The organism is Amycolatopsis sp. cmx-11-32, from assembly GCF_047608695.1.
Classification (GTDB): Bacteria; Actinomycetota; Actinomycetes; order Mycobacteriales; family Pseudonocardiaceae; genus Amycolatopsis.
Map to the genome: position 1 here is coordinate 233,882 of NZ_JADNQN010000007.1, position 11,779 is coordinate 245,660.

Genomic DNA, 11,779 nt, shown 5'->3' on the forward strand with positions numbered 1-11,779 from the left:
CTGAACCGGGAAACCTGCAGCGGCTGCTGGACGGCTTGAAAGCCGTTCGCGACGGCGATTTCAGCACGCGGCTGCCCCAGGTGGACGACGTCCTGATGGACGAGATGGCGGTCGTCTTCAACGGCATGGTCGACCAGCTGACGTTGTTCACCTCCGAGGTCACCCGGGTCGCACGTGAGGTGGGCACCGACGGCAAGCTCGGTGGCCAGGCCGCGGTGCCCTCGGTTTCGGGGAACTGGAAGAACCTCACCGATTCGGTGAACGCGATGGCGGACAACCTCACCGGCCAGGTCCGCGACATCGCCGAGGTCGCGACCGCGGTGGGGAAGGGCGACCTTTCGCAGAAGATTCGCGTCGACGCGCGCGGCGAGATCCTGGAACTCAAGACCACCATCAACACGATGGTCGACCAGCTGTCCGCGTTCGCCGCCGAAGTCACCCGCGTCGCGCGCGAAGTCGGCAGTGAGGGACGGCTTGGTGGGCAGGCCGAAGTCGAAGGCGTTTCGGGCACCTGGAAACGCCTCACGGAGAACGTCAACGAACTGGCCGGGAACCTGACGCGCCAGGTCCAGGCGATCGCCGAGGTCACCAGCGCGGTGGCCACCGGTGACCTCACCCGGTCGATCTCCGTCGAGGCTCAGGGCGAGGTCGCGGACCTGAAGGACAACATCAACGCGATGGTCCAGTCGCTGCGCGAGACGACACGGGCCAACGAGGAGCAGGACTGGCTCAACACCAACCTGGCGCGGATCTCGGGCCTGATGCGGGGCCACCGGGACCTGCGGGTGGTCGCCACGCTCATCATGAACGAGCTGATCCCGCTGGTCGGCGCGCAGCACGGGACGTTCTTCCTCACCGAGTCCGGCGAGGACGGCACACGGTTGCGGCTGATCACCAGCTACGGGCACGGCGAGGACCCGAAAGCGCCTTCGGAGTTCGTTATGGGGCAGTCGCTGATCGGTCAGGCCGCACACACCAAGAAACCGATCGTGGTCGACCGGGCACCGCCCGGCTTCGTGAAGATCTCGTCGAGCCTCGGCCCCGCCCCGCCGGTCACCCTGATCGTGCTGCCGATCGTCTTCGAGGACCAGGTGCTCGGCGTCATCGAGCTGGCGTCGTGCGGCGAATTCACCGCCGTCCGCAAGGATTTCCTCGAACAGTTGATGGAGACCATCGGGGTCGACGTCAACACGATCATCGCCAACGCGCGGACCGACTCCCTGCTGGAGGAATCCCAGCGACTGGCCGAGGAACTGCAGGCGCGCACGGACAAGCTCCAAGCGCAGCAAGCGAAACTCCAGGTGTCCAACGCGGAACTGGAGGAGAAGGCCGAACTGCTCGCGCAGCAGAACCGCGACATCGAGGTGAAGAACTTCGAAATCGAGCAGGCACGCCAGGAGATCGAGGAACGCCCGCAGCAGCTCGCGCTGGCGTCGAAGTACAAGTCCGAGTTCCTGGCGAACATGTCACACGAACTCCGGACCCCGTTGACCAGCCTGCTGATCCTCGCCGGGGTGCTGTCGCAGAACTCGACCCGGAACCTGACGCCCAAGCAGGTCCAGTTCGCCAAGGTGATCCAGTCCGCGGGCACCGACCTGCTGCAGCTGATCAATGACATCCTCGACCTGTCGAAGGTCGAGGCGGGCAAGATGGACATCTACCACGAGCCGTTCCCGCTGCGCCGGCTGCTGGACCATGTCGGCACGACGTTCCGCCCGCTGACCGCGGAGAAGGGGCTCGACTTCCAGGTCACGGTGGAGCCCAACGTGCCGGAACTGCTGTTCACCGACGAACCGCGGCTGCGGCAGGTGCTGCGGAACCTGCTGTCGAACGCGGTCAAGTTCACCGAAGACGGCGGCGTCGCGCTACGGGTGAAACTGGTCGACACCATCGTTTCGCCGTCGAGTGTGACCGGGCACGAGTCCCTGGTGGCGTTCAGCGTGATCGACACCGGGATCGGGATCGCCGAAGAGAACCTCGATTCGATCTTCGGCGCCTTCCAGCAGGCCGACGGGACCACCAGCCGCAAGTACGGCGGCACCGGTCTCGGCCTGTCGATCAGCCGCGAGGTCGCGTACCTGCTCGGCGGCGAGATCCGGGCGGACAGCGTGCTGGGGACGGGTAGCACGTTCACCCTCTACCTGCCGGTGGCCCGGTTCACCGCGCTCCCGGGCCCTGAAGAGTCCACTGTGGACAACGTCGGGGCGGAGCGGCGGGTACTGGTCGTGGAGAGCGAGCGGAACAGCCTGCTGACCCTGCTCGCCCGCGGTGTCGCGGCCGATATCGCGGACAGCAACGGCTCGGTGCAGGTGCGGGCGGTGGCCAATCCGGCCGAGGCGTTCGAGGAACTGAAGCGCGACAGCTACCGCTGCGTCGTGCTCGACACCAGCATCCCGGGAACGAGCGCGCTGTCGTTCCTCAAACGTCTCGTCGAAGGCCCGGATCCCGTCGAGGTCCCGGTGCTGGCGCACGCGAGCCGCAAGCTCAGCGCCGCGCAGGACCGGTTGCTGCGGGGCCACGCGCGAGTGCATCCCGTTGAACTGCTGCCGTCGCTGGACATGTTGCGGGAACGCATCATGCTGCACATCTCGGCCAGCGAGCTCGAAGGCGATGGAAGGGGACCGTGAGAAGAGCCTCGCCGCCGGGGCGAGCGGCTACGTCGCCAAACCCGTGGACGCGGCGGAACTGCTGGCCTGCCTGGAACGCCGGATCACGGACTGACGCCGCGCTATTCCGCCCCGTTGGCGCTGTTCGCGCAGAGGCGGCGGATGGCCGCGACGATCTCGGTGTTGGGGCTGCCTTTGACGAGGTACTCGGTGACACCGGCGGACGCCATCCGGGCGATGGACTGGGTATCGCTGTGCGCGGAGAACGCCATCAGCCGCGTCCGGGGCACCCGCCGCCGGATCTCCCTCGCCATCCACGCGCCGCCCCCGCCGGGAATCCGGACGTCCAGGACGGCGACCTCGGGGGACAGCAGTTCGGCGAGCGCGACCGCTTCACCGGCGTCCATCGCGACGGCGACCACCTCGATGTCCGGTTCGGATTCCAGGAGTGCGCGCAGGGCATCACCGATGGCCGGGTTGTCGTCCGCGACGAGCACCCGGAGTCTGGGGGACGGCGTTCGGTTCATGACCCAGTCCGTGCCCGCGGTCTCTGCGGCGCCGGTGGTGGTCGCGGGCCCTCCGCCGAACTTGACGTGCCTCAGCAAGAGACTCGTCGGGCGCCCTCGCTCGGCTGCTCGACGAGGGTCCTGGCGACGTCGTGGACCTTCATGTTGTTGTCGCGGCAAAACGAGCGGAGCAGTTCGAACGCCGAGTCGATGTCGACCTGGTAGCGCTCGGCGAGAACGCCCTTCGCCTGCTCGATGGGCAGCCGGTGATCCAGCGCGTACTGGAGTTGTTCGGCGCGGGCACGGTAGAACCGGACGCGGTCGCGCATGGCCACGAGGTCGTCTGCCGGGTCTGGGGCGCCGGACGAGGGGCCCGGCGAAACTGTGGTCTCGGACATGGGGTGATCGTCGCAGCGCGCACGGATGCCGGAAAGAAGAGAACGTCCTGTGTCGAATGATGCAAATGAACCTGGTCAGCTTGGCGGCAGCCACTCGAACGGGTGCCGAACAGGGTCCTTTGGCCGGTCGCAGTGACCGGCCGTGCACCGTACGCTCTGAGCGGAGGAGGGGAAACCGTGGAGGTCGGAATGCTCCGGGTGTTTCTGGTCGACGACCACGAGGTGGTCCGTCGAGGAGTCGCGGACATGCTGGAGGAGGACCCGGCGCTGCGCGTCATCGGTCAAGCGGCCACTTTTTCCCAGGCACTGGCGAGGATCCCGGCGCTGCGGCCGGACGTGGCGGTACTCGACGTGCGGCTCCCCGACGGAAACGGTGTCGAACTCGCGCGGGAACTGCGGTCCAAGGTCCCCGAGCTGAAATGCCTCATGCTCACGTCCTACACCGACGAGCAGGCGATGCTGGACGCGATCATGGCCGGCGCGAGCGGTTACGTCATCAAGGACATCCGGGGGATGGATCTGGTGGCCGCGGTCAAGGAGGTCGGCCTCGGCCGGTCATTGCTGGACGCCCGCGCCGCCGCGACGCTGATGGCGAAGTTCCGCGACGACGCGGTGAAGAAGGGGCCGCTCGCGGGGCTTTCCGAGCAGGAGCGCACGCTGCTGGAACTGATCGGCGAGGGGCTGACCAACCGGCAGATCGCCGAACGGATGTTCCTCGCGGAGAAGACGGTCAAGAACTACGTGTCGCGGTTGCTGACGAAACTCGGGATGCAGCGGCGTACCCAGGCGGCCGTGCTGGCCACCGAACTGCGGCGGCCCTGAGCGCTCAGGCGGAAACCGGCTTTCCGAGCAGGACGTCTTCCAGCGGACGGCGCGGTGTCCACGGCAGGGGTGAGCCGTAGCCGAACCGAAGCAGTACCTGCGGCCAGACACCGGAGCCGACGAGGCGCCGGAGTTCCGCGCGTGCCGAGGGGACCAGGATCGGCGGCGAGATGAACGACGCGTCGAGCCCGGCCGCGGTCGCGGTGAGCAGAACCCGTTGCAGCGCTTGGCCCGCCTGCAGCCGGTCGAGCCGCCCGTCGGTCAGCGACCCGATCAGCACCACCAGCGGATCCGCCCGCGGGCCCGCGCCGGCGGCGCCGAATTCGTCGAGGAGCCAGCTTTCGTCGGCGGGCGACCCCGCGGTGGCGTAGGACGGCACCCCGTCGCGAGTGCCGGCGCGCAATTCGGTCCAGCGGTGCAGTTCCGCGAGGAAAGCGGGATCGGCGAGCTGACCCAGATGCGCCCGGTCGGTGATGTCGCGCAGCAGTCGGCACTGTTCGGCGTCGAGAATCGACATCCACGCGTGCTCGAGTTCGGTGGCGTGGCGCAGGAGGGGGAGGATGGGCCGCGGGACGGCGGTGGACAGGAACGGCCGCCGGTTGGTGCGGCGGCGGGGGATCGCACGGGCCAGCCCGACCGCTCGCGGCTCAGGGGTGCGTTCGGCCAGCGGGCGGACGATGGCCAGTAGATCGGGATCAACGCGGCTCGGCATCAACGACGTCGCCGGATGGAACCCCAGCGCGTGAATCGCCGTCCGGAGGGTGAAGAGGGCGGCGCCGCACGAGAGGACGAGTTCGCGCCGGTCCGGATCCGTGACCGGTAGGATACGGCGCGGATCGGCGTGGAGTTCGATCCCGGTGCCGGTGCACCGGAACAGCCACGGCTGGGTGTTGTGCGTCGACGGCGCCAGCATGGCGGACCGAAGCACGAAATTCACCTGATCGGAGTTCAAACTCCCGACCCTGGTGACTTGTAAGGTCATGGTTTCTCCCCGCCGCCGCGCCACGGGCGATACTGATGTCTCGGTGAGACGGTCCCCGCCCGCGGTGCGGGGCCGAAAGAGGACAAAGTCACCACGGCCGCGAGTCGTCCCGATCTTCGGAGGCGGAGCACGATGTCGGCACAGCAGTTGCGGGTCCGTGAGGTGCTGCGCGATCTCCAGTACCGCATCGAACGGCTCATCGGCACTCGCGACAAGATGGACGGACTGCTCGAAGCGGTGCTCGCCGTCGCGTCGGGACTGGAGCTGGACACCACGCTGCGCCGGATCGTGCAGGCGGCGATCGATCTCGCCGAAGCCACCTATGGCGCGGTCGGCGTGATCGCGGACGACGGGTCGCTCGCCGAATTCGTCCACCTCGGGATCGACGGCGAGACCAGACAACAGATCGGGCATCTGCCGAAAGGCCACGGGCTGCTGGGTTTCGTCATCGACGAGGCGAAACCGGTGCGGCTGGCAGATATCTCGCGGCATCCCGCGTCGGCCGGTTTCCCGCCGCGCCATCCGCCGATGCGTTCGTTCCTCGGCGTGCCGATCCGGGTCCGCGACGAGGTGTTCGGGAATCTCTACCTCACCGAGAAACGGGGGGACGGGTTCACCGACGACGACGAGGTGGTCGTCCAGGCGCTCGCCGCCGCGGCCGGGATCGCGATCGAGAACGCCCATCTCTACGAACAGGCCCGCCTCCGCCAGCAATGGCAGGCGGCCACCAGCGAGGTGACCACGGAACTGCTGGGCGGTACCGACCCGGTCGACGCGCTCAACCTGATCGCCAGCCGGGCGCTGGAACTGACCGGATCCGACCTCACTCTGCTGGCGCTGCCCGGACCCGGCAGGCTCGACGTCGGTCGGGTCGGTGAAGAAGAGGCGGGCGAGCTGACCATCGCCGTCTGCGCCGGTACGCGGGCGGGGGAACTGACGGGGGCGCGGATCAGCGTCGCCGCTTCGTTGCCTGGGGCGGTCTATCGTGACCGGACTCCGCGTAGCGTGCCGGAACTCGTACTGGGCGACGACGGGGAATTCCGGTTCGGCCCGACACTCGTGGTGCCGCTGCGGGCGCGGGAACGCACGTCCGGGGTGCTGATGGCGGTGCGGAATCCGGGGTCGGTCCCGTTCGAGCTCGCCCAGCTGCCGGTGGTGGCCTCGTTCGCGGACCAGGCCGCGCTGGCCCTCCAGCTCGCCGCGCAGCAGCGCACGGCAAGGGAGATCGACGTGCTCGCCGACCGGGACCGGATCGCCAGGGAGCTGCACGACCACGTGATCCAGCGGCTGTTCGCGGTCGGTCTCGCCATGCAGAGCACGCATCGCCGGGCGCGGTCACCGGAACTGCAGCGGCGGATCGGCGACAGCATCGACCAGATGCACGAGATCGTGCACGAGATCCGCACGGCGATCTTCGATCTCCACGGCGGTGAGGCGGGCCGCCAAGGGGTGCGGCTGCGGCACCGCCTCTACGACTCGATCGCCGAACTCACCGACGACACCGCGATCCATCCGACGGTCAGCTTGTCCGGACCGCTCGATTCGATTCCCTTCTCGTTCGCCGAACACGCGGAGGCCGTGGTGCGGGAGACGGTCGGCAACGTCGTCCGGCAGGCGCGAGCGAGTGGCGTTTCGGTGAGCGTCGCGGTGAAGGACGACGTCCTGCGGATCGTGGTCACAAACGACGGCGCCGGGATCGGCGGGGGGCTGGACGCCTTCGGCGGGCTTCGGAATCTACGTGATCGCGCGGAAAAGGCGGGCGGGACGTTCCTGGTGGAGACCCGTGAAGAGGGCGGCACCCTCGTCGAGTGGTCCGCACCCTTGCGGTGACCGCTTTCGCGGCGATGCTGCGGGTGACCACGGAAGCGGGCGTCTACCGTCCGGCCGGCCTTTCCACGCGCCGAGCCGGCGCTGCACGGCGCGTGGATCTACAAGGCCCGCTGGTGGATCGGTTGAGCTGTACTTCCGTGTCGGTACCGGCCGTTCGGGGGGCTACCCGGCCGGTACCGACACACCAGAGAAGAGGGGATGCCGCCGCGACAATGACGGCTGACGGAGTCTTTCACCTGACCGAGTGAACCAGACCGTTTGGCGGGCACCTTTAACCCGCTCGGGGTATACGCCTCACCCGAGGAAGGCCTGGAGTTCGTCGATCACCGTTCGTGGCTGTTCCTCGGCGACGAAGTGGCCGGAACCGGCGATCTTCCGCACCCGCACGTCCACCGCCTTCGACGGCAGGACCGCGGCGAGGTAGTCGTAGTTGAACTCCGAACCCAGGCCCAACATCGGCACGGTGATCTTCCCGTAGGTCTTCTGATCCTCGATGTCCTTGCCGAACGCCTGGTACCAGCCGTTCCCGGCGCGGATCGCGTCCGGGCGGTCGTAGGCGGCCGCGTAGATCGCCCGGTCACGGTCGCCGATCGAGGCCGGATCGGCGACGAGGCGGTCGAACATCCAGTCGACGAGGAAACGCGCCCGGCCCGTCAGCAGCTGTTCGGGCAGCGTGGCGACCTGGTTGAAGGCGAACCACCAGACGTGCACGGGTTGTCCGGGCGGGGCCAGCATCGGGATTTGGTAAAGGCTTTCGTCGGGGTGGGAGACGTCCATGAGCGTGACGGTCTTCGTCGTCTCCGGGTGGTTGGCGGCGAAGCTGAACGCGACCATGGCGCCGATGTCGTGCCCGGCGATGTGCGCCTGCCGGTAGCCCAGCGCGCGGACGAGTTCGAGAACGTCGCGGGCCATCGTCTTCTTGTCGTAGCCGTCCCGCGGTTTGCCCGAGCCGCCCATACCCCGCAGATCGACGGCGATCACGCGGTACCGCCTGGCCAGCGTCGGCATGATCTTGCGGTACTGCCACCACGTCTCCGGCCAGCCCGGCAGCAGGATCAGCGGCTCGCCCCGGCCACCCGCGACGTAGTGCAGCCGGACGCCGTTGACCTGGGCGTGGGCGCTGCGGAAATCACCGGGCAGGGAGCGGGCGAGTTCCGCGTCGCCGGGGCCGCCGGACTGGCCGGCTTCGGCGACACCACCCGAGGCCACCAGCGCGGCGGCGGCACCCGCGCCGAGGGTGAGCATGGACCGGCGGTTGAGGAAGGAACGGCTGTCTTCGGTCATGCCGTTGATCGTGGCCCGCCGAGGCGCCGATCGTGAGCGGTGTTTTCGCCAACCGGCGTCAGTTTTGAGACAACCCGGTCAGGCCAGCATGGGCTCGAGGACGCCCAGCCTGGGCCCGAACGTCTCCCGATAGGCCACCGGGGTGACCCCGACCTGCCGCCGGAAGTGCGGCCGGAGCGCGGCGGAGGACGAAAACCCGCAGTACCTGGCGATCTCGTCGACCGGCAGGTCGGTGGATTCGAGCAACTGCTGGGCGCGGATGATCCGCTGATGAGTGAGCCACGTGCCAGGGGCGGCGCCGGTGATCTCACGGAACCGGCGGTCGTAGTTGCGCCTGCTCATATGCGCCCGCCTGGCGAGCTCGTCGACCGGCAGCGCGGTGTCCAGCCGGGTGAGCGCCCAGGCCATCGTCTCCGAGACCGGGTCGCCCTCGTCGAGTTCCGGCATCGGCGATTCGATGTACTGTGCCTGCCCGCCGGGCCGGTGCGGTGGCACGACCATGCCCTTCGCCAGCCGGTTCGCCACCTCCGCGCCGCACCACGAGCGGATGAGGTGCAGGCCGAGGTCCATCCCCGCGGCGCCGCCACCCGCGGTCAGGACGTCGCCGTCGTCGATGTAGAGCACCGATTCGTCGAGGCGGACGGCGGGGAACCGGGCCGCGAGCAGCGGCGCCATCGCCCAGTGCGTGGTCGCGGGGCGGCCGTCGAGCAATCCGGCGGCGGCCAGCACGAAGACGCCACTGCACAATCCGGCCACGCGGGCACCACGGTCGTGCGCTGTCCGGAGTGCCTCCAGCGCCGGTTCCGGCGGATCTTCCATCGGCGACCGCCAGTTCGGGACCAGCACCAGGTCCGCGGCCCGGACGGCGTCGAGGTCTTCGGGGACCGGGACGGTCAGGCCGCCACCCCGCAGCGCGGTACCCGGTTCGCCACCGACGATCTCGAGCTCGAGGTCGGGCAGCTCCCCGAACTGCGAGGCCATGTCGAAGACACCGAACGCGAAGGACATCGCGCCGAGTGAAGCCCCGTTGAAGACCACGACGGCCAGTCGTTTCATGCACCCGAGTCTAGAGTCCGAGGAGGACGGCAGATTCGTTCCCTTCGTAACGAGTTGTCCGGGGGAAGGAAGCATCCGGTGTCGTATCCGCAGAGGCCTCGACGGGGCCGCAGCTCCCGGGGCACCAGCCACCTTCACCGCGAAGGTCGTGCCCTGCCATCACACAACCCGGCCAAGTCCACAAAGGACACTATTGGCCGATCGGCCAGGTTTCGTCCTTCAGTAACCGTTTGAGCACCTTCCCGGTCGCGTTCCGGGGCAGTTCCTCGACGAAGTAGACATCCCGCGGCACCGCGAAGCGCGCCAACCGCCGGTGGATATAGGCGCGGACGTCCTCCGCACTCATCCGCGCACCGCGCTTCGGGACGATGTACGCCGCGAACCGTTGCCCGAACTCGCGGTCGGGTACACCGATCACGGCCGCTTCGTGGACACCGGGCAACGCGACGATGGCCTCCTCGACCGGACGAGGGGACACGTTCTCGCCACCGGACACGATCATCTCGTCCGCCCGGCCGGTGACGAACAGGCGTCCGGACGCGTCCTGGTAGCCGACGTCGCCGGTCGCCATCAACTCTTCCGCGCGTGCCACGCTGGCGCCGTCGGTGTAGCCGTCGAAAAGCATGTCGTTGCCGACGAAAATCTGTCCCTCCCACCCTGGTGGGACACGGTTTTTGTCGTCGTCGAGGATGGCGACGCGGGTGCCGGGCGGGCAGCGGCCCGCGGTCGTGGGCGCCGCGCGGAGGTCTTCGGGCGTGGCGATGCTGGCCCACGAAACCTCGGTGGAGCCGTAGAAGTTGTAGAGCACGTCACCGAAGGTGTCCATGAACTCGGTGACGATCGTCCCCGGCAGCGCTGATCCGCTGCTGGCGACGATACGCAGCGATGAGAGGTCGTAGCGGCTGCGGACCCGTTCGGGCAGGTCGAGGATGCGCTGCAACATGATCGGAACGGCGAACAGCACGCCGCAGCGATGCTCGGCGATGGTTCTCAAGATCTCTTCGGCGTCGAACCGGCGGATCAGCGACAAGGACGCGCGCACGGCCATCCCGATCTGCATCCCGGCGAGCCCCCAGCTGTGGAACAGCGGCGCGGCCACCACGAAGCGATCGCCGGTGCGGAGCGGGATGCGGTCCAGCATGGCGGCCGACGTCGCGAGTCCTTTGGGAGTCGGACGGCGCGCGCCTTTGGGAATTCCGCTGGTGCCCGAGGTGAGGACGACGAGCCTGCCGATCCGGTCCGCCGGTTTGAGTTTGGTGGCGGGCACCCCCGCGATCAGCTGATCGATCGTCGGATAGCCGTTCTCGGTCTCCGGCCAGGTGGACAGCCGCAGGAAATCGCCGGGGATGTCGGCGATGACCCGCGAGAACTCGTCGTCGGCGAGCACCGCGACCGGTTTGTGCAAGCCGATGACGTCCGCGACCGAGCCGGCGGAAAGCCCGGTGTTGAGCAGGATCGTGTCCACGCCGAGTTTGCTGCACGCGATCAGTGCTTCGACCATCGTGGCGTGGTTGCGGCACAACAAGGCGATCCGGTCACGAGAGCGGACTCCGCGCAGTGCCAGCGCGTTCGCGAGCTGGTTGCTGCGATCCGCCGCCTGCTTGAACGTCCGGATGTTGCGTTCGTCGTGCAGTGCGACGTCTTCGGGCACGCGGGCCGCGTTGGCCGTGTAGCCGCCGGCGACGGTGGCGCCCCACTGCGACAGCGAAGTGAGCTGCTTGGCGATCTTGTCCGGCCGCGCGGCCGCGAACACGCCTGCCTTGATCAGGATGCTCGCCGTGTGCAGCGTGGTGGCCTTGGTGTGCACGGGTTCTTCCCGCGGCGCCGCCGCCCGGCCCGAAAGGTGCAGATCGATCCGCCGGGCCACCGCGCGGACGGTGCGTTTGAACGACGCGGCGGACACCAGTTGCTCGTGCCGCGTCGGAAGCATCAACTGCGCGACGAGTTCCGTGCCGTTGTCGGGAGCCTGCCTCAGCTCGATCGAGACCCAGTTGCCGTCGTCCTCGACACCACACCAGACGACATGCTCACCGGGCCGCCAGACCCGGGCTTCGACGTCACCGACGACGAGCGTGCCCGACCGCGGCTCCAGCCGGACGAAGCATTTCGGACCGCGGCCGCGTTCGGCGGGCTGCCGGACCTCGCACCAGCTGACCTCCGCGACGAACCTCGAATAGGACTCGGGATCGCCGATGACTTCCCAAACCTGGCCGGGAGAATGCCCGATGATCGAGCTCGCCTGGACCACATCGTCTCGCATGCGATTCGCCTCACCACGCGCGTTCGGGTGCTGAC

General features: G+C 68.4%; 8 protein-coding genes and 1 pseudogene. 3 read left to right on the forward strand and 6 right to left on the reverse strand.

Annotated elements, in window-relative coordinates:
* Positions 1–41: 41 nt before the first annotated feature.
* Positions 42–2,627, forward strand: a pseudogene (locus tag ACM6LR_RS22925) (ATP-binding protein); the annotation flags it as partial.
* A gap of 101 nt (positions 2,628–2,728) precedes the next feature.
* Here ACM6LR_RS22925 and ACM6LR_RS22930 read toward each other — a convergent pair.
* Both ACM6LR_RS22930 and ACM6LR_RS22935 read right to left on the reverse strand, forming a co-directional pair.
* Entirely contained in the window at positions 2,729–3,133 is a 405-nt protein-coding gene (locus ACM6LR_RS22930) for a response regulator transcription factor (protein WP_414941342.1), read from the reverse strand.
* Between the two features lie 71 nt (positions 3,134–3,204).
* Positions 3,205–3,510 carry an ANTAR domain-containing protein gene (locus tag ACM6LR_RS22935; RefSeq protein ID WP_414941341.1) on the reverse strand — a complete coding sequence of 102 codons (306 nt, stop codon included), beginning with the start codon at positions 3,508–3,510 and terminating at the stop codon, positions 3,205–3,207.
* Between the two features lie 189 nt (positions 3,511–3,699).
* Here ACM6LR_RS22935 and ACM6LR_RS22940 point away from each other — a divergent pair, with 189 nt between their 5' ends.
* Positions 3,700–4,332 (forward strand): response regulator, encoded by a 633-nt coding sequence (locus tag ACM6LR_RS22940; RefSeq protein WP_414941340.1) that lies wholly within the window; start codon positions 3,700–3,702, stop codon positions 4,330–4,332.
* Positions 4,333–4,336: 4 nt separating this feature from the next.
* On the opposite strand, the gene ACM6LR_RS22945 is transcribed toward ACM6LR_RS22940, so the two are convergent.
* Positions 4,337–5,314, reverse strand: coding sequence for an Acg family FMN-binding oxidoreductase (locus tag ACM6LR_RS22945; RefSeq protein WP_414944460.1), 978 nt, complete (start codon positions 5,312–5,314; stop codon positions 4,337–4,339).
* A gap of 132 nt (positions 5,315–5,446) precedes the next feature.
* Between ACM6LR_RS22945 and ACM6LR_RS22950 the strand changes: the two genes are divergently transcribed.
* Positions 5,447–7,144, forward strand: a complete 1,698-nt coding sequence (locus ACM6LR_RS22950; RefSeq protein WP_414941338.1) for a GAF domain-containing sensor histidine kinase — start codon at positions 5,447–5,449, stop codon at positions 7,142–7,144.
* A 294-nt stretch (positions 7,145–7,438) separates the two neighbouring features.
* On the opposite strand, the gene ACM6LR_RS22955 is transcribed toward ACM6LR_RS22950, so the two are convergent.
* From ACM6LR_RS22955 to ACM6LR_RS22965, 3 genes are all read right to left on the reverse strand, one after another.
* On the reverse strand, positions 7,439–8,428 hold the full coding sequence (locus tag ACM6LR_RS22955) for an alpha/beta fold hydrolase (protein WP_414941337.1): 990 nt from the start codon (positions 8,426–8,428) through the stop codon (positions 7,439–7,441).
* Between the two features lie 78 nt (positions 8,429–8,506).
* Positions 8,507–9,484, reverse strand: a complete 978-nt coding sequence (locus ACM6LR_RS22960) for a GlxA family transcriptional regulator (RefSeq protein WP_414941336.1) — start codon at positions 9,482–9,484, stop codon at positions 8,507–8,509.
* A gap of 190 nt (positions 9,485–9,674) precedes the next feature.
* Positions 9,675–11,744: an AMP-binding protein gene (locus ACM6LR_RS22965; RefSeq protein WP_414941335.1), complete on the reverse strand. Its 2,070-nt coding sequence runs from the start codon at positions 11,742–11,744 to the stop codon at positions 9,675–9,677.
* Between the last annotated feature and the right edge of the window lie 35 nt (positions 11,745–11,779).